This window comes from Streptomyces sp. NBC_00829 (assembly GCF_045161795.1).
GTDB lineage: Bacteria > Actinomycetota > Actinomycetes > Streptomycetales > Streptomycetaceae > Streptomyces.
Genome location: NZ_CP108867.1, coordinates 1,717,788 through 1,737,445 on the forward strand (window position 1 = coordinate 1,717,788; position 19,658 = coordinate 1,737,445).

At 70.0% G+C, this 19,658-nt stretch carries 7 protein-coding genes and 2 pseudogenes; 3 read left to right on the forward strand and 6 right to left on the reverse strand.

The genetic code is table 11. From position 1 onward, the window contains the following. Positions 1 to 42: 42 nt before the first annotated feature. The 5 genes and pseudogenes from OG293_RS07480 to OG293_RS07500 all read right to left on the reverse strand — a co-directional run. Positions 43 to 1,446, reverse strand: coding sequence for a class I adenylate-forming enzyme family protein (locus OG293_RS07480; protein WP_405997983.1), 1,404 nt, complete (start codon positions 1,444 to 1,446; stop codon positions 43 to 45). A gap of 256 nt (positions 1,447 to 1,702) precedes the next feature. Then, positions 1,703 to 2,347: a thioesterase II family protein gene (locus OG293_RS07485; protein WP_405997984.1), complete on the reverse strand. Its 645-nt coding sequence runs from the start codon at positions 2,345 to 2,347 to the stop codon at positions 1,703 to 1,705. Positions 2,348 to 2,436: 89 nt separating this feature from the next. Further along, positions 2,437 to 2,619 (reverse strand): annotated as a pseudogene (locus OG293_RS07490) (NAD-dependent epimerase/dehydratase family protein); the annotation flags it as partial. Beyond that, complete coding sequence (locus tag OG293_RS07495) at positions 2,616 to 3,683, reverse strand: glucose-1-phosphate thymidylyltransferase (RefSeq protein WP_406003530.1); 1,068 nt, start codon at positions 3,681 to 3,683, stop codon at positions 2,616 to 2,618. The gene OG293_RS07495 and the pseudogene OG293_RS07490, both read right to left, overlap by 4 nt. A gap of 201 nt (positions 3,684 to 3,884) precedes the next feature. Next, positions 3,885 to 4,103: pseudogene (locus tag OG293_RS07500) on the reverse strand (hypothetical protein); the annotation flags it as partial. A 376-nt stretch (positions 4,104 to 4,479) separates the two neighbouring features. Between OG293_RS07500 and OG293_RS07505 the strand changes: the two are divergent. The 3 genes from OG293_RS07505 to OG293_RS07515 all read left to right on the forward strand — a co-directional run bounded on the left by OG293_RS07505 (position 4,480) and on the right by OG293_RS07515 (position 7,614). Beyond that, complete coding sequence (locus OG293_RS07505; protein ID WP_405997985.1) at positions 4,480 to 5,487, forward strand: ABC transporter ATP-binding protein; 1,008 nt, start codon at positions 4,480 to 4,482, stop codon at positions 5,485 to 5,487. Beyond that, the gene (locus OG293_RS07510) at positions 5,484 to 6,335 is read left to right on the forward strand and encodes an ABC transporter permease (RefSeq protein WP_405997986.1); all 852 of its coding nucleotides are present in this window, start codon (positions 5,484 to 5,486) and stop codon (positions 6,333 to 6,335) included. The genes OG293_RS07505 and OG293_RS07510 overlap by 4 nt, the downstream gene beginning before the upstream one ends. A gap of 145 nt (positions 6,336 to 6,480) precedes the next feature. Then, on the forward strand, positions 6,481 to 7,614 hold the full coding sequence (locus OG293_RS07515; protein WP_405997987.1) for an ACP S-malonyltransferase: 1,134 nt from the start codon (positions 6,481 to 6,483) through the stop codon (positions 7,612 to 7,614). Between the two features lie 86 nt (positions 7,615 to 7,700). Here the strand turns inward: OG293_RS07515 and OG293_RS07520 are convergent, their stop codons facing one another. Continuing rightward, positions 7,701 to 19,607: a type I polyketide synthase gene (locus OG293_RS07520; protein WP_405997988.1), complete on the reverse strand. Its 11,907-nt coding sequence runs from the start codon at positions 19,605 to 19,607 to the stop codon at positions 7,701 to 7,703. Between the last annotated feature and the right edge of the window lie 51 nt (positions 19,608 to 19,658).

Sequence of the window (19,658 nt, forward strand, 5' to 3'; positions counted from 1 at the left end):
ACATCTCGGTAGGGGCGCCATCGGCCTGTCCGGGGCCGGGAACTACTCGGCCGCCAGCCGCGTCAGCTCCTTCTTGTCCGGCTTGCCGTTGCGGTTGAGCGGGAACTGCTCCAGGACGACGACCTTGTTGGGCTGCTCGAAGGCGGGCAGCAGCGCACACAGCCGCTCCCGCCAGTAGGCGGCGTCCCGCTGCTCGTCGTCCTCGACGAAGAAGACCAACTGGGAGCCGCGCAGTTCGTCGGGGAGGGGCACGATCCGGGTGGGGCAGCCCTCGGCGGCGACCTTCCGCTCGATGAGTTCGGGGTACAGCGTGTAGCCCATGCGGTGCACCGCGAACTTGCGTCCCAGGACGTGGAGGTTGCCGTCCGCGTCGAGGTGGCCGAGGTCGCCCGTGCGCTGCCAGCCGGTGGCAGCGGGCACGATGGCACCGTCGTCGGCTATCTGCCCTTCGAGCGCGTCGGGGGTGTCGACCTCGATCTCGCCCGGCTGCCCGGCGGGCAGCTCCCGGCCGTCCTCGTCGACGATCCTCAGCGAGATGCCCTCCATGGCGCGCCCGCAGGAGACCGGGTTGTCGAGCGTGGCGAAGGAGATGTTGTTCAGCTCCGTCGAACCGTAGCTGTCGAGCAGCGGCAGGCCGAACTCCTGGAGGTAACTCTCCACCAGCGGCGCGTCGAGCGGGGCCGCGCCGACACAGAACATCCGGGTACGGGCCAGGTGCGCGCGCAGCGCCGGCTTTCTGGTCACCAGGCCCAGGATGCTGCGGTAGCTGGAGGGAGTGGCGTCGATGACCGTGGTGCCCGAGTCGCGGGCCATGCGCAGCGCGCGGTCCAGGCGGCGGTAGGGGGCGATCACCAGGGAGCAGCGGGTGAGCCAGGCGATGAGCACCATCGACAGGCCGTACTGGTGGGCGAAGGGCAGCAGCGGCATCAGGACGTCGTCGGGGCGGTGGCCGACCTGGTGGGCGTTGCGCCGCAGGTTGGCCAGGAACTTGCCGCCGGACTTCACCACGCCCTTGGGTGATCCGGTGGAGCCAGAGGTCCACATGATGAGCCCGTCGGACAGCTCACCCCAGGCGTCGAACGACAGGGCGCGGCCGGCGGGCCGGCGTCCCGCGGTGGCGACCATGAGCTCGTACAGGTGGATGGGGTCGGCGTCCTGGTCGATGGGGGTCTCGTCGTCGACGAAGGTGACCTTGACGCCGGTGCGCAGCGCGATCCGGCGGGTCTCCTCCATGTGCTCCTGCTGGTCGACGAGGACGATCGAGGCGCCGACATGCATCAGCGCGTACAGCACACAGACATAGCTGGCCGAGTTGCCGGCTTTCAGCATGACCCGGTCGCCGAGGCCGACTCCGCGTTCGCGGATCACATCGGCGACGCGGAGGGCGTCCTGCTCGAACTCGTCGACGGGCCGTACCGAGTCGGCTGCAAAGATCTTCGCGGTCATCGGTCGCACACTGTCCTTCCTCTGGGCCGAACGTGACCGGAGCCGGCGTGCGGTGCGCCGTGCCGACGGCGTGTCCGGGCCCGTTCAGGGGTGGATCGCGGGATTCGCGAGCTTCACAAGTGATGGGGAGATCGGTCGGTCCCGCCCATGGACGCGGGTCTCCACACGGCACGCTAGGCAGCGGGGCAGAGCGCGGGTACCCCTGTCCCGCCCCTACGGCCCCTGCTTCGGTGCCGTAGGGCGGAGCCGGTAGCGGTCAGTCGGGTTCCGGTCCGCGGAGCGAAATGAGCTGGTCGTGCACGAGGTTGACCACTTCACGTCGGTGCGAGTCGAGATACCCGCGGGTGCCGGGGAAGACCTCCAGGTCGAACCGGCCCGCCGTGCAGCGCCGCCAGGCCCGTACCCCGGACAGGGGCGCGCGCGGGTCGTGGTACCCGGCCAGGGCGACGACACGGCAGTTGAGCGCGGGGGGGCCGAGGCTTCCCCGGTGGCCCGGTCCCGTACGTCCGGAGACGAACAGGGTCAGGGGTCCCGCGTCGGTCTCCCGTTCCAGCCGCTGCGCGACCGCGTAGGCGAGTTCGGCGCCGAGGCGGTGTCCGAACAGGGCGAGCGGGCGGTCCGCCCAGTCGCGGACCGCCTCGAAGATCTTGTCGGCGAGCGCCGGGTCCTCCTCGGCCGAGTGCTCCTCCTCGGAGGTCGGGCCCGGGTACTGGATGATGAGCAGCTCCACGGTGGGCAGCAGCAGCTCCGACATGGCGAGGTAGCAGACCGAGGAGTTCCGCGAGCTGGGGAAACAGATCATGCGGTAGCTGCTCGGGACCGCCGGCTGCCGGATCTGGATCAGGCTGACGTCGTCGGGGGTGGTCTCCCTGGTGGAGTGCTGGGTGCACTCGTGAGTCATGCGCCCTGAAGCTCCGCCTCGGGCGCTGCCCGGAACGGGCGGTTGGTTCTGTACCAGTCGACTGTTTCGGCAAGGCCCTCGGCGAAGTCGTGGACGGGCGCGTAGCCGGGCTCGTCCTCGACAGGTGCGAGATTGGCGCGGTGGCCGGCGTAGGTGAGCGCGTCCAGGACGGTGACGCGGGCGTCGTCGCCCAGCGGCTTGTCCGGGCCGAGGACCGTGCGCACGAGGTGGGAGCCGATGAAGCCGGCCGCTCCCGTGATCAGGATGTTCATAAACGGATCTGCACCTTGCTGTGGTCGCCGAGGATCAGACGGTGGGCCTGGGGGGTGCGGAGCGCGGGGGTGACCTGCGCCTGACGGCCGATCATGGACGCCTCGATACAGCGGACGCCCTCGATGGCCGCACCGGCCAGCACTATGGAGTACTCGATCTCGCTGTCGACGACCACGCAGTCCTCCGCGACGGAGGTGAACGGGCCGACGTAGGAGCCCTCGACGCGGGTGCCGCGGCCGATGACCGCCGGGCCCACGATCCGGGAGCGGGTGATCACCGCGCCGTCCTCCACGACGACCCGGCCGACCAGCTCGCTCTCGTCGTCGACCGAGCCCGCGCAGGACGGGGTCAGACCGTCGAGCACCGAGCGGTTGACCTCCAGCAGGCCGGCGGCGTTCCCGGTGTCCTTCCAGTAGCCGTTGACGGTGGAGGAAGCGATGTCGAGGCCCTTGTCGAGCAGCCACTGGATGGCGTCGGTGATCTCCAGCTCGCCACGGGCGGAGAGCCTGATGGCGTCCACGGCGTCGTGCACGGCGGCCGTGAAGAAGTACACACCGACCAGTGCCAGATCGCTCTTGGGGAACGTCGGCTTCTCTTCGAGGCCGGTGACCCGGCCCGCGTCATCGAGGGTGACGACGCCGAAGGCGGACGGATTGGGGACCTGGGTCAGCATGATCTGCGCGGCGGGCCGCCGGGTGCGGAACTCCTCCAGCTGCTCGCTGATCCCGCCGAGCAGGAAGTTGTCGCCCAGGTACATCACGAAGTCGTCGTCGCCCAGCCAGTCCCGTGAGATACGCACGGCGTGGGCCAGGCCGAGCGGCTGGTGCTGGGGGATGTAGGTGACGCTGATGCCGAAGCGGGAACCGTCGCCGACGGCCTCCCGGATCTCTTCGGCCGTGTCGCCGACGATGACGCCGACATCGGTGATGCCCGCTTCGGCGATCCCTTCGAGGACATAGAAGAGGATGGGTTTGTTGGCCACCGGGACGAGTTGCTGGGCCGAGGTGTGGGTCAGGGGGCGCAGGCGGGTGCCGGCTCCCCCCGACAGGACGAGTGCCTTCACGGGGTCTCCTCGCTGAGTGGTGTGGCGAGCGAGGACACGTACCGTACGCAGTCCTCGTACGCGGGCAGCCCAGGCCTTGGGCCTCGGCCGCCGCGACGGTGGGGGGCCGCTGCGTCCTTGGGGGACAGCAGCGGTTCGGTGCCCGGGAGCCAGGTGACGCACCGCGCCGCGTACACAGGTGACGTACGTGGCCTGGCCGGGCGGGAGGTCGGCGAAGTGGACGCCGCGTACGACGCCGCGGCGGGACACGGCGCAGTTGACGACGACAGCGGGGCCGCCGTCGGCCACGCCGCGGCGACCGCCACCGGGTGGCTGAGGTCGAGATCGGCGCTGCCGGTCCCGACCGGGTCGGCGCCGTGGGCGGTGAGGCAGGCGGCCACTTCGCCGCCGAGCATGCCGGTCGCGCCGATCACCATCCACCGCAGCGATCCAGGATCCGCTCCAAAGCCTGCGGACACACGACCCGCCGACGCTTCATTTTGCGAAAAATAATTCGGCGCGATCACGCGTCGATGCTATGAGGATATTCCGCAGAACCGCAACACTCACCGTCCAAAAGCTTTCAATAGGGGGCAGGGGGGATACACCCGACGACCCCCTATTCCCCCCTAGGATTCCCGGATTCCCCCTAGGAATAAGGATAGTTGAGCCATGGCGCCGCCTCGCATGCTAGACAGGTTCCGTACCGCTTCGGTGTCCTATTCAGTCGGCGCTCGACGCGCGGCCGGTCACGCGACTTTCCTGTGCGAATCCCCCGGACTGCCGTTGCCGCGTCCCGCTTGATTCGCAGGCGTAAATGAATTCTGAACGACCCGTGGATTCCGCCGTCGTGGTCGACGGACTGGTCAAGAAGTACCGGGGCCGCGATCGACCAGCGGTGGACGGCTTGAGTTTCTCGGTCCGCCGTGGCGAGGTCTTCGGATTCCTCGGTCCGAACGGAGCGGGCAAGACGACGACCATCGGCATCCTCACCACCCGCGTGGCCCCCACGGCGGGACGCGCGTTCGTGCAGGGCGTCGACGTCGTGGCCAGCCCCGCGCAGGCGCGCCGGGCCTTCGCCGTCGTACCGCAGCGCAACAACCTCGACCGGTCGCTGACCCTCCGGCAGAACCTGACCTTCCACGCCGGCTACCACGGCATGAGCAGGGCCGAGCGTGGGCGGCTGGCCGATGAGTGCCTGGAGTGGGTGGGGCTCGCCGACCGGGGCAAGGCCCGCGGAGACGAGCTCTCCGGCGGCCAGGCCCAGCGCGTGATGATCGCCCGGGCCCTGATGCACCGCCCCGAGGTGCTCTTTCTCGATGAGCCGGCCACCGGACTCGACCCACAGGCACGGCTGTTCATCCACGAGCGCGTGGCGGAGCTGAGCAAGCGCGGTGTGACCACCGTGCTCACCACCCACGACATGGACGAGGCCGAGAAGCTCTGCGACCGCGTGGGCATCGTCGACCACGGCCGGCTGCTCGCTCTCGACACCCCACAGGCTTTGATGCAGAACCTGAGCAGTACGGCGCTCAACCTCACCGTGCAGCCCGCGGAGCACGGACCCGAGAGCGTCGTGCGTCTGCTGGAGAAGATCGAGACGGTCGAGCGGGTCGAGCTGGTGCACCAGGAGGAGGCCCCGGAGCAGGGCGGCGCGCCCTCGCCCGTACGGCTTCGCCTCTACAGCGACGCGCCGTCCGGCGCGGTCCTGCCGACCGCCATCACGGCCCTGACGGAAGCGAGTTGTGACATCAAGGACATGAGCGTCGGAACCGCGACCCTGGAGGACGTCTTCATCGAGCTCACCGGCCGGGAGCTGCGATGACGGCCACCGTCACCGCACCCGACCCGGTCGCCGACTTCCCCGCGGAACTGCGGCCCGCGCGCACCGACGTACGCACCGCGACCCGCACGTTCTTCTTCATCCTGTGGCGCGACATCTTCGTCACCGGCCGCGAACTGGGCCCGTTCCTCGCCCAGGTGCTCGTGGAGCCGTTCTTCATTCTGTTCGTCTTCGGCAAGGTTCTCGGCGAACTCGGCTACACGAGCGGCGGATTCCAGCAGGTTCTGCTGCCGGGCGTGGTGGCGCTCAACAGTTTCCTGGTCAGCCTGCAGAACACGTTGCTTCCCCTGGTCATCGACTTCTCGTGGACCAAGGAGATCGAGGACCGGCTCCTGGCGCCGATCCCGACCAGTCTGGTGGCCGTCGAGAAAGTGGTCTTCGGCGCACTGCGCGGCATCACCGCCTCGCTGGTGATGATCCCGGTCGGCTTCCTGATCCTCGACGACGTGTCCTGGCCGATGGACAGCTTCCCTTCCACGCTGGGCGTGCTGCTGATGGGCGCGCTTGCGGGCAGCACGGTGGGCCTGACGATCGGCACGCTGGCACCGCCGAGGCACATCAGCGTCATCTTCGCGGTGACGCTGACCCCGCTGATGTTCACCGGGTGCACCCAGTTCCCCTGGCACGGTCTGGCGGACATCCGCTGGTTCCAGGTGCTGTGCGCCATCAACCCGCTGACCTACGTCAGCGAGGGGATCCGCGCCCTGCTCCTGCCGCCCGGGGGTCCCGCCTCGATTCCGCTGTGGGTCGACCTGCTCGCCCTGAGCGGTGCGATCGTGATCTTCGGACTGATCGGCATCAGGGGATTCCATCGCAGGGCTCAGGACTGATCGTCCTCTCCCCCACGTCGTCCCCTCCTGGCCTCGTGCCCGGCCCGGCGCACCCGCGTCCGGCCGGGTGCGGGGCCGTTTCCCGTCAGTGACGCCGGCACGCGACTGCCGGTGCAATCCTGGAAAGCAAAGGCATTCACGGATCATGACCAATTCCGAGCAGATTCCCTCGACCGATGCGGCCGTACCGGACGTACCGGCCGAAGTGGCCGAAGTGGCCGAAGTGGCCGAAGTGGCCGGTACCGCCAGTACCGCCGAAGTGGCCGGGCCTTGTGATCCCGTGAGTCCCGCCGACTCCGACGGCACGGCTGACCGGGCCGGTTACGGGGCCGACAGGACCGGGACCGCGATCGTGTTTCCGGGCATGGGCCCGTCGGGCTTCACGGAGGTCGGCAAGTTCCTGCTGCTCGACCCCTATGCGCGCAAGAGGCTCGCGGAGGCCGACGAGGCGCTCGGCTATTCGGTGTTCGACCGGTTCCGCACCTCGGAGGACGACTACTCCGTCTATTCGCAGATCGCCTTTCTGGTGAACTCGATGGGGATGGCGGACCGGGCGGTGGACACGCTCGGCATCTCCCCCACGGTCTGCACGGGTCCGAGCTTCGGCCAGAAAGCCGCCGCGGCCTTCGTCGGCTCGCTTCCCTTCGCGGATGTCGTCCGGCTCACCGCGGAGCTGGCCCGGTGCGAGGAGGAGTACTTCACCGGCGCCTACGAGGACGTCGTCACCCACTCCTTCGTCCGCACCCCGCAGGAGCGACTGGACGAGATCCTCGCCGGCTTCGACGACCGTGGCGTCTGGTACGACATCTCCGGCCGGCTCGACGCCGGCTTCCACATGCTGTCCGTGCGGGAGAAGGAGCTCGACGGCCTGAAGGCGAGTATCAGCGCGGCAGGCGGCTACTCGATGTACTCGATGCGGCCGCCCGTCCACGCGGCGGCCTTCTCGGACCTGCGTCGCAAGGCGGAGGAAGAGGTCTTCGGCGCCTACGAACTGGCCGACCCCACCCTGCCCGTGATCACCGACCAGGACGGCACGGTCGTCCGGGACGCCGCCGGGATGCGCAGGATGATGCTGGACACCTTCGACCGGCCGATCCAGTGGCCGAGCGTGGTGGAGTCGCTCAAGGGGCTCGGTGTGGGCACGGTGTGCGTGACCGGACCGGACAACCTCTTCCACCGCCTCGACCTCACCAAGGACAGCTTCGAGGTCGTGACGGTGGGGCTGCCGAAGAAGCGCTCCCGCGAGCGGGAGCGTCAGCGGGCGCGACGGGCCGCCTGACGGAGTGTCGGCACACCGAGGGCCGGGTCCCACCCTCAGGGGTGGGAGCCGGCCCTTGTGCCTGTCCCGGCGTCGGCGTGAGGCACTCAGTGGGTGGCGTCCACCCACTCCTCGACGGCCTGCGCGGTCGTCGGGGCGTGTTCCTCCATCATGGTGAAGTGGTTGCCCGGCACATCCACAGCGGTGTGTTCCAGGTCCCAGTAGGAACGCCAGTCCCCGTTCGTGGGCCGGGACCAGTCGAAGAACCGCTCTCCTGCCCGTATCAGCAGGGTCGGCGTCTTCACGGCCGTGGGCTTCCATCCGCCGAACAGCCGGAAGTAGGCGCCCATCGCCAGCAGGCGGCTGTCGTCGACCGGTACGTACGTGTCCTGCCGCTCGTCCATTCCCTCCGAGAGGCCGGGCTGGATCCCGATGATCGCGTCATCGTCGTGCGAGTAGATGTCGATCATCACCAGCGCCTGGGGGAAGACCCCCGCGCTCTCCAGCTTCCCGGCGACCGCGTGCGCGAGCATGCCTCCCGAGGAGTGGCCGAGGAGCACGAACGGCGCGCCGCCCGCGTGCCGTAGCACGGCCTCCGCCTGGGCCTCGATCACCGCGTCGGTGGTCGAGGGCAGTTGTTCGCCCCGCAGGAAGCCGGGTGCGCCGAGCGCATGGACGTCCCGGCGCCCCCGGAAGGCCGAGGCGAAGCGTGCGTACTGGTGCGGGCCCGAGATCGACAGGATCGAGGAGAAGCAGACCAGTCCTGACCGCGTCCCGCCGCGCGAGAGCCGTACCAGACTCGGTGCCTTGCGCAGCTCGGCCGGTGAGGCGAACGACGGCCGGAACCGCGACGCCTGCATGAGCAGCTCCATGAACTGCCCGGACGCGCCTTGCGTTCCTGCCTCCTGAAGCATGGCACCGAAGACACCCGCGGAGTCCTCCCCGCCGCTCCCGGCCGCGCCGTCGGACGCAGCCGCAGCGGGGGCTCCGGCGAGTTCGGCGCGCAGCCGGCCGGCGACGAGCGCGGGTGTGGGGTGGTCGAAGATGAGGGTGGCGGGCAGCCGCAGGCCGGTCGTGGCGTTCAGCTGGTTGCGCAGTTCGACGGCGGTCAGCGAGTCCAGACCGAGTTCCAGGAACTCCTGCGACTCTCCCACCGCGTCCGGCGACGGATAGGCGAGCACGGCGGCCACGTGGGTGCGCACCACGTCGAGCAGCACCCGCTCCTGCTCGTCCTCCGGCAGCCCGGACAGGCCCGAGAGCCGTCGCGCGGCGGCGGACACCGCCGAGTCGGCGGCCTGGTGCACGGCGGCCCGGTGCGCGGCGGCTCTGCGGGGACGGCCACGGACCAGCCCCCGGAAGACGGCCGGAAGGGCTCCGGCGTCCGCCTGGGTACGCAGGGGGCCGGTGTCCAGTCGCATGGCGACGAATACTCCGGCGCCGGAGGCCACGGCGCCGGAGCCGGAGCCGGAGGTGACGGTGCCGCCGATCGCCGTGTCGCCCGTCGCTGTGTCGCCCGTCGTGGGCTGTGATGCGCCCGCCGAAGCAAGGGCGCACGCCGTGTCGAAGAGAGCGAGGCCTTCGTCCGAGGAGAGCGGAGCCAGCCCGGCTCGCGCCATCCGCTGGATGTCGGCATCCGTGAGCTCGCTGGTCATCGCACTGCGCTGCTCCCACAGTCCCCAGGCCAGCGACACGGCGGGCAGCCCGGCCGCGCGCCGGTGCTGGGCCAAGGCGTCCAGGAAGGCGTTGGCCGCGGCGTAGTTGCCCTGACCGGGGTTGCCGAGCGTGCCGGCTGCCGAGGAGAACAGGACGAACGCGGCAAGGTCCAGCCCGCGGGTGAGCTCGTGCAGATGCAGCGCCGCCTCGGCCTTGGGACGCAGCACCGTATCGATCCGCTCCGGGCTCAGCGACGGTACGAGTCCGTCGTCGACGCGGCCCGCGGTGTGGACGACGGCGGTGAGCGGGTGTTCGGCCGGGATGCCTGCCAGCAGCGCGGCGAGCGCCTCACGGTCTGCCGCGTCGCACGCGGCGACGGTCGCCTGCGCCCCCAGTTCGGCCAGGGCGGCGACAAGTTCGGGCGCGCCCTCGGCTGAGGCCCCGCGCCGACTGGTCAGCAGCAGGTGCCGTACACCGTGCTCGACGACCAGGTGCCGGGCGAGCAGGCTGCCGAGCGCTCCGGTGCCGCCGGTGATGAGGACGGTGCCGTCGGGGTCGAGGGTGGATACGCTGTCGGTGATCCTCTCCGTCTCGGAGCGCGTTGCCTCGTCCGCCTCGGCACCGGACGTGTGCTGATCCGGTGCCGCGGGAGCAACGGGGACCCGTGCCAGTCGTGCGGCGTGCAGAACGCCGTCACGGAGGGCGAGTTGGGGCTCCCCGCTCGCCACAGCCGCTGCCAGCGACGGGGCGAGGGTGATTGCGTTCGCGCTGTCGGCCCTCGTCTCTCCCGCGCTCTCGGCGATCTCCGTGTCAAGGTCTAAGTCGAGGTCGAGGTCGAGGTCGAGGTCGAGCAGCACGAACCGCCCGGGGTTCTCGGACTGCGCGGACCGCAACAGACCCCACACCGGCGCGTACGCCAGGTCCGGGACACCTTCGCCGGGCCGTGCCTCGACCGCACCACGGGTGACCACGACCAGCCGGGCACCGGCCGACGACTCGTCGGCCAGCCAGTTCTGTACGAGCTCCAGCGCGTCGTGGGCCGCGTGTCGGACCGCGTCGGCCGTGTGCTGCGTACCGACAGATCCCGACGAGGCGTACGAGACGAGCACCGTGTCCGGCAGCGGCTTGCCCGCGGCCACCACTCCGCCGAGCGCGGACAGGTCCGCGTACCCGTCGACGGTAACGCCCGCGTCCCGCAGCGTGGCCTCAAGACCGAGGGGGTCCGCCCCGACCACGGCCCAACGGGCGTCCCCACCGTCCCTGCGGTCATGTTCGGTACGGGAACCGGTGGCCAGTGCGGGCCACTCCAGCCGGAAGAGCGACTCGTGGAACTCCGGCTGGTCCGCCGACCGCAGCCGCGCCGGGTCGAGCGCCCGCAGCAGCAGCGACTCCACCGAAACGACCGGTGCCCCCTGCTCGTCGAAGGCCGCGAGGGACACTGCGCCGGACCCGGCCGGGGCCAGCCGCACCCGCAGCGAGCCCGCGCCGACCGAGTGCAGTCCGACACCGCTGAAGGAGAACGGGAGCCGGATACGGGTGTCCTCACCCGCCCCGCCGGTCCCGCCGCTCCCGCCGGTCTCGCCCGCCCCGCCGCTCTCGCCGCTCTCGCCGCTCCCGCCGGTCTCGGCATCGGTGGAGGTGAGGAACGAGCCGAGCGCGATGCCGTGCAGGCTCGCGTCGAGCAGCGCCGGGTGGACACCGAAGTGGGCGGCCTGGGCGCGCGGGCCCTCGGGCAGAAGCAGTTCGGCGAACAGCTCGTCGCCGCGCCGCCAGGCAGCGCGCAGATTACGGAACGCCGGGCCGTACGCGAAGCCGCCCGCGGCGAACCGGTCGTACAGGTCGGCCGCGTCGAGCGGTTCGGCGTCCGCGGGGGGCCAGACCTCCAGGCCGGAAACGTCCGGCGCGGCGTCGGCGGCGCCCGGCGCGGCGAGCACTCCGCCGGCGTGCCGCGTCCACGGCACCTCGTGCCCGTGACGGTCCGCCCCTCCCAGATCCTCGGGTCGCGAGTGCACGTGCAGCGCGCGCCGCCCCGTGTCGTCCGGCGCGGCCACGGACACGCGCAGCTGGAGCGCGCCAGTCTCGGGCAGCACCAGCGGCGCCTCCAGCGTCAGTTCTTCGAGCAGGCCGCTGCCCACCCGCTGCCCGGCGTACAGCGCGAGCTCCACGAACGCGGTCCCGGGCAGCAGGACGGTGTCGGCAACGGCGTGATCGGCCAGCCAGGGGTGCGACTGCAGCGACAGCCGACCGGTGAACAGAAGCCCTCCGGAGTCGGGCAGTTCGACGGCCGCGCCCAGCAGCGGGTGCTCGGCCTCGCCGAGTCCGGCGGAGGCCACATCACCGTAGGAGGAGACGGGCACGTCGATCCAGTAGCGCTGCCGCTGGAAGGCGTAGGTGGGCAGGTCGACGCGGCGGGCGCCGGTGCCGGAGAAGTACGTGTCCCAGTCGACGGACGTGCCGTGGGTGTGTGCGTGGGCGAGGGCGGTGGTGATGGTCTCAGGCTCGGGGCGGCCCTTGCGGAGGGCGGGCGCGAAGGTGGCGCCGTCCTTGCTCAGGCAGTCCTGGGCCATGGCGGAGAGGACACCGTCGGGGCCGAGTTCGATGTACGTGGTGACACCCGCGGCCTCCAGCGTCCGGATGCCGTCGAGGAAGCGGACCGCCTCACGGACATGCCGTACCCAGAAGTCGGCCGAGCCCATCTCGTCCGAGACCAGCGCGCCGGTGAGGTGGGAGACAACCTTGATGCGCGGAGTCTCGTACGACAGACCCTCGGCGACCTTACGGAACGCGTCGAGCATGCCGTCCATGTGCGGCGAATGGAACGCATGACTGACGGTGAGACGCTTGGACTTACGGTCCGGGAACGCGTCCACGACCGCGACCGCAGCATCCTCGTCACCCGCGACGACCACCGACCGCGGGCCGTTGACCGCCGCGATACTCACCCGGTCGGTCAGCAGCGGCAGAACCTCGTCCTCCGACGCCTGCACCGCGATCATCACACCACCAGTGGGCAATGCCTGCATCAGCCGGCCGCGGGCGGCGACCAGCGCGCACGCATCCTCCAGCGAGAACACCCCCGCCACATGCGCAGCCGCGATCTCACCGATCGAATGACCCGCCACGAAGTCCGGCTTCAGACCCCACGACTCCACCAACCGGAACAACGCCACCTCAACCGCGAACAACGCAGGCTGCGTATACACGGTCTGATCCAGCACGTCCGCGTCCGACCCGAACAGCACATCCTTCAACGGCAGTTCCAAGCGCGAGTCAAAACGCTCACACACCGCGTCCAGAGCCCGCACGAACACCGGATACGTCGCGTACAGCTCCCGCCCCATACCGAGCCGCTGACTCCCCTGCCCGGTGAACAGGAACGCCAGCCTCCCCGCACTCACCGATCCCCGCGTCAGACCCACCGCCGTACCATCCGCCTCCAACACGGCCAGAGAACGCGCCAACTCCTCACGGTCGCCCGCCACGACCACCGCCCGGTGATCAAAGACCGCCCGCCCAGTAGCCAGCGAATACGCCACATCAACATCCCTGGCCTCAACCGAGACCCCCACATGCGCCCGCAGACGCGCCGCCTGACCACGCAACCCCTCCACCGACTTCGCCGACACCACGAACGGCAACACCGGCCACACCTCACCAACCGGTCGTGTGTCGGGCTCCTCCGCGGGCTCGGGAGCCTGCTCGATGATCGTGTGGGCGTTGGTGCCACTGATACCGAAGGACGAGATGGCCGCGCGCCGCGGACGGCCCGTCTCCGGCCAGGCAGTGGCCGTGTCGAGGAGCGTCACAGCCCCTGCCGACCAGTCGACGTGCGGAGTCGGCTCATCCACATGCAGGGTCTTCGGCAGCACGCCGTGGCGCATCGCCATGATCATCTTGATGATGCCCGCCACACCGGCAGCGGCCTGCGTGTGACCCATGTTCGACTTGATCGAACCGAGCAGCAACGGCTGCTCGTCACTGTGCTCCTGACCATACGTGGCAAGCAGCGCCTGCGCCTCGATCGGATCACCCAGAGTCGTACCCGTACCGTGCGCCTCCACCACATCGACCTCGGCCGCCGACAGACCCGCACTCACCAGAGCCTGACGGATCACCCGCTGCTGAGACGGACCATTCGGAGCCGTCAGACCATTACTCGCACCATCCTGATTGACCGCCGAACCACGAACCACCGCAAGCACCGGATGACCGTTCCTGCGCGCGTCCGACAGCCGCTCCACCAGCAGCATGCCGACCCCTTCGCCCCACGCCGTACCGTCGGCCGCAGCCGCGAACGGCTTGCAGCGCCCGTCGCTCGCGAGCCCGCGCTGCCGGCTGAACGCGACAAACGTGCCGGGCGTGGCCATCACGGTGACGCCTCCGGCCAGCGCCATGTCGCACTCGCCGTTGCGCAGTGCCTGGACCGCGAGGTGAAGTGTGACGAGGGAGGACGAGCATGCGGTGTCGACGGTGACCGCCGGGCCTTCGAGACCGAGGGTGTACGAGACCCGGCCCGAGGCGACGCTGCCCGAGCTGGAGGTGCCCATATAGCCTTCGAGACCGTTGGGCGCGCGGTAGAGCAGGGTGCCGTAGTCGCTGTACATGACGCCCGCGAAGACGCCGGTCCGGCTGCCGCGTACGGCCGCCGGGTCGATGCCGGCCCGCTCGAACGCCTCCCACGACGTCTCAAGCAGCAGCCGCTGCTGCGGGTCGGTGGCAAGGGCCTCGCGCGGCGAGATCCCGAAGAACGTCGGGTCGAAGTGGTGGGCGTCATGGAGGAATCCGCCCGCCCTGCTGTAGCTGGTGCCCGGCCGTTCGGGGTCGGGGTCGAACAGCCCGTCGACGTCCCAGCCGCGGTCGTCCGGCATGTCCGAGATGGCGTCCCGGCCTTCCAGAACGAGCCCCCACAGGTCCTCGGGCGACCGTACGCCGCCCGGGAAGCGGCAGGCCATCGCCACGATCGCCACGGGGTCGTCGTCCCGGGCGATGGCGGCGACCGGGGCGTTTGCCGCATCCTGCCCGCCGAGCAGTTCGGCGTGCAGATAGTCGGCAAGGACGACCGGCGTCGGGTAGTCGAAGACGAGCGTGGCGGGCAGCCGTACACCGGTCGCCGCGCCGAGCCGGTTGCGCAGCTCGACGGCGGTCAGCGAGTCGAAGCCGACCTCGTTGAACGACCGTGCCGGATCGACCGCTTCGGGCCCGGCGAACCCGAGCACGGCCGCAACCTGCGCCCGTACGAGCTCAAGCACGGCACCGAGCCGCTGGTCCGCAGCCAGCACGGCCAACTGCCGGGCGAATGTGCCGTCCGAGGCCGAACCACCCCGGACCGCGCGGCGGGTGGGGGTACGGACCAGGCCGCTCAGCAGCGGCGGCAGCATGCCACCACTGCTTGCCTGGGCCCGCAGGGCAGCAAGATCCAGCTTCACCGGCACGAACAACGCCTGCCCGGACCCGGACACAGCATCAAAGAGCGCCACCCCCTCCCCAGCAGACAGCGCACCCACACCACCACGACCGAGCCGCGACACATCACCAGCGTCCAACTCACCCGACATACCCCCGGACCCAGCCCAAAGACCCCACGCCAGCGACGTAGCAACCAGACCCCGCGCCCTACGGTGCGCAGCCAGAGCATCCAGGAACACATTCGCCGCCGCATAGTTCCCCTGACCCGCACCACCGAACACACCAGCAGCCGAAGAGAACAACACAAACACCGACAAGTCCAGCCCACGCGTCAGCTCATGCAGATTCCAGGCCGCATCCACCTTCGGCCGCAACACCGCCGACACACGCTCCGCAGACAACGACGAAACCACACCGTCATCCAGCACACCCGCCGCATGCACCACACCCACCAACGGATGCTCCACCGGCACACCAGCCAACACCAACCCCAGAGCATCCCGATCCGCCACATCACACGCCGCCCACGAAACCCGGGCACCCAACCCAGCCAACTCAGCCGACAGCTCAGCAGCACCCACCGCAGCCTCACCACGACGACCCACCAACAACAAATGCCGCACACCGTACGCAGAAACCAGATGACGGGCGAACAAACCACCCAACGTCCCACCCGCCCCCGTCACCAACACCGTGCCCTCGGAATCCAACAACCCAGCCGAACCATCAACGACAACAGCACGCGCCAACCTCGGCACGAGGACACATCCCCCACGGACCGCGACCTCCGGCTCGCCCGAAGCGAGCACCGCCGACAGCACATCCGAGTCCACATCGCCGTCACCATCGACATCAATCAGACCGAAACGACCCGGATTCTCCGACTGCGCCGACCGCACCAAACCCCACACCGGAGCATGGACCAGATCCGCCACATCCTCACCCGGCACCGCCGCCACAGCACCCCGCGTCAGGAACACCAGACGCGAGCCCCCGAACCGCTCATCCGCCAACCACTCCCGCACCAGACCCAGCGCACACACCACAGCCGCATGCACCCCGCCCGAAACACCACCCCGCCCATCCGGTTCCACCTCCACACACGGAACCACCAACACCGACGGAATCGCACCACCCTCAGCAACAACCGCACCCAGCCCGGCAAGATCCGCATACGCCTGCGAACCAGCACCCAGCACCATCCAGTCATCCACCGAACCCGCAGGACCACCCGCAGGCACTGCCGTCCAGTCCACCTGGAACAACGCATCGCCGGGACCGCCGCCCGGCCCGGAGAGCTGGTCGGGCGAGAAGGCGCGCAGGGCCAGGCTGCGTACGGACGCGACGGGCGCGCCGTCCGCGTCCGCGATCTCCAGCGCCACGGCGTCCTGCCCGGCCCGGGAGAGACGTACGCGCAGGGTGTCCGCCCCCACGGCGTGGACCGCCACACCGCTCCATGCGAACGGGAGACGCCCCTGCCCGGTGTCCTCGACGAGCGAGCCGAGGTTGATGGCATGCAGAGCGGAGTCAAGAAGGGCCGGGTGGAGCGTGAACTGGGCTGCTCCGGGACCGACTTCACCGAGGCTGACTTCGGCGAACACCTCCTCGCCCCGGCGCCAGGCGGCACGCAGCCCCTGGAACACAGGACCGTAGCCGAAGCCGGAGTCCGCGAGCCCTTCGTACAGCCCCTCCACCGGGACGGACTCGGCCCCGGTCGGCGGCCAGATACCGAGGTCGAACGCCGGGGTCTCCGCGCCCTCAGCCAGTACGGCTGTCGCGTGCCGCACCCACGGCTCGTCGTCCGCACCGCGATCGGCGCGCGCGTGGAAGACGACGGACCGGCGGCCCGATTCGTCGGGCGCGGCGACGGCGATCTGGATCTCGACGCCGCAGTCCTCGGGCAGTACCAATGGGGCAGCGAGGGTGAGTTCGTCGACCAGGTCGCAGCCGACCTGGTCGCCCGCGCGGAGTGCCAGCTCGACGAAGGCCGTACCGGGCAGCAGGACCGTCCCCGCCACCGCGTGGTCGGCGAGCCAGGGGTGGGTGTCGAGCGAGAGCCGGCCGGTGAGGAGCAGACCCTCGGCGTCCGCCAGAGCCACGGAGGCGCCGAGCAGCGGATGATCGGCGGACCGGAGGCCCACCGTGGTCACATCCCCGCCGAGAGTCCCCGCGTCGAGCCAGTAGTGCTCGCGCTGGAAGGGGTAGGTGGGCAGATCGACGCGCTGCCCGCCTGTACGGGAGAAATACGCCTGCCAGTCCACGTCGACACCGCGGACGTGCACCTGGGCGAGGGCAGTGGTGACCGTCTCGGCCTCAGAGCGACCGGAGCGCAGAACAGGCACGAAGGCCACAGCCTCGCTCCCCACACACTCCTGAGCCAACGCCGAGAGCACACCGTCAGGGCCGAGCTCGATGTATGTCGTGACCCCGGCGGCTTCCAGGGCACGGACGCCGTCCAGGAAACGCACGGCCTCACGGACATGCCGAACCCAGAAGTCCGGAGACGACATCTCCTCCGAGACCAGCGCGCCTGTCAGATTCGAGACGACCGCAATCCGCGGAGTCTCGTACGACAGACCCTCCGCCACAGCCCGGAAGTCCTCCAACATGCCGTCCATATGCGGCGAATGGAACGCATGACTGACGGTGAGACGCTTGGACTTGCGGCCCTGAGCCTCGAAGCCCTCCGCGATCGCGACCGCCGCGTCCTCGTCACCCGCGATCACCACCGACCGCGGGCCGTTGACCGCGGCAATGCTCACCCGGTCGGTCAGCAGCGGCAGAACTTCAGCCTCCGACGCCTGCACCGCGATCATCACACCACCGGTGGGCAATGCCTGCATCAGACGCCCACGAGCCGACACCAGGGTGCAGGCATCCTCAAGGGTCAGCACCCCCGCCACATGGGCAGCCGCAATCTCACCGATCGAATGACCCGCCACGAAGTCCGGCCTCACACCCCACGACTCCACCAGCCGGAACAACGCCACCTCAACCGCGAACAACGCAGGCTGCGTAACCGCCGTCCGATCCAGCGCAGCGCCATCGGACCCGAACAGCACATCCTTCAACGGCACTTCGAGATCCAGCCGGGCGCACACCGCATCCAACGCCTCCGCGAACACCGGATACGCCGCATACAGCTCACGGCCCATCCCCAGCCGCTGACTCCCCTGCCCCGTAAACAAGAACGCCAGCTTCCCGCGCGCTCCCACCTCACCGAGTACGACGCGCGCGGTGGTCTCGCCCGACGCCAGCGCAGCCAGATCGGCTAGGGCATTCTCCCGGTCCGCCGCGACGACGACGGCGCGGTGTTCCAGCGCGGCGCGACCAGTGGCCAAGGAGAAGCCCGTATCCACCGAAGCCTGGTCCGGATGGGTCCGCGCATGGGCGAGCAGGCGCTCGGCCTGCGCGCGCAGGGCCTCTTCCGTGCGGGCCGAGACGACCCAGGGCAGGACAGGCGGCACGGAAACGGGCCGCACCCCGGCCTCGGCATCAGCGCTCCGCTCGGCGACGTCCGTTCCCTGCGAGCCGTCCGACTCGTCGTCGGCGGGCGGTGTATCGGCCTCCGGCAGCGGTGCCTGCTCGATGATCGTGTGCGCATTGGTGCCGCTGATGCCGAACGACGACACGGCGGCGCGGCGCGGGCGGCCGGTCACCGGCCACTCCACCGTCTCCCGCAGCAGGGAGACCGAGCCCGCCGACCAGTCGACATTGGTCGACGGCTCTTCGACGTGCAGCGTCTTCGGAATCCTGCCGTGGCGGATGGCCATGACCATCTTGATGATGCCCGCGACACCGGCGGCCGCCTGCGTGTGGCCCATGTTCGACTTGACCGAGCCCAGCCACAGCGGGCTGTCCTCGGTGTGCTCTCGGCCGTACGTGGCCAGCAGCGCCTGCGCCTCGATCGGGTCACCCAAGGTCGTACCCGTACCGTGCGCCTCGACGACATCGACGTCGGCGGCCGTGAGCCGGGCGTCGGCCAGGGCCTGCCGGATGACCCGTTGCTGGGAGGGGCCGTTCGGAGCCGTGAGGCCGTTGCTCGCGCCGTCCTGGTTGACAGCCGAGCCCCGGACGACCGCGAGCACCGGATGGCCGTTCCTGAGGGCGTCCGACAGCCGCTCCACAAGGAGCATGCCCGCCCCCTCGGACCAGCCTGTGCCGTCCGCGGAGTCCGCGAAGGACTTGCAGCGGCCGTCGAACGACAGGCCGCGCTGGCGGCTGAACTCGGTGAAGGTTCCCGGGGTCGCCATCACGGTGACACCGCCCGCAAGCGCCAGCGAGCACTCGCCCTTTCGGAGCGCCTGCATGGCCAGGTGGAGCGTGACGAGGGAGGACGAGCAGGCCGTGTCGACGGTGAGCGCCGGGCCCTCCAGACCGAAGGTGTACGAGACCCGGCCGGAGGCGATGCTGCTGGAGCCGCCGGTGCCGAGGTAGCCCTCGACCTCCTCCGGCACGGCACGCAGACGGGACGCGTAGTCGTGGTACATGACGCCCGCGAAGACGCCGGTCCGGCTGCCGCGCACCGAGGTCGGGTCGATACCGGCCCGCTCGAACGCCTCCCAGGACGTCTCCAGCAGCAGCCGCTGCTGCGGGTCCATCGCGAGCGCCTCACGCGGCGAGATCCCGAAGAACGCCGGGTCGAACCGGTTGGCGGTGTGCAGGAATCCGCCCTCCTGCACGTAGCTCGTGCCCCTCCCGTCGGGGTCCTCGTCGAAAAGGCGCCCCATGTCCCAGCCCCGGTCGACGGGGAAAGGTGAGATGGCGTCGGTCTCCTCGGACACCAGCCGCCACAGGTCTTCCGGGGACTCGACATCTCCTGGGTAGCGGCAGCTCATGCCGACGATCGCGATCGGCTCCTGCTCCTCCGACTCGACCTCCTGAAGTCGGCGGCGCGTCTCGTGGAGATCGGCCGTCACCCGCTTCAGGAAGTACCGGAGCTTTTCCTCATTCATGCGTGCATCCCTCGTACAGAAGCCAGAAAGACAGAGCAGTCGGAAAGGGTG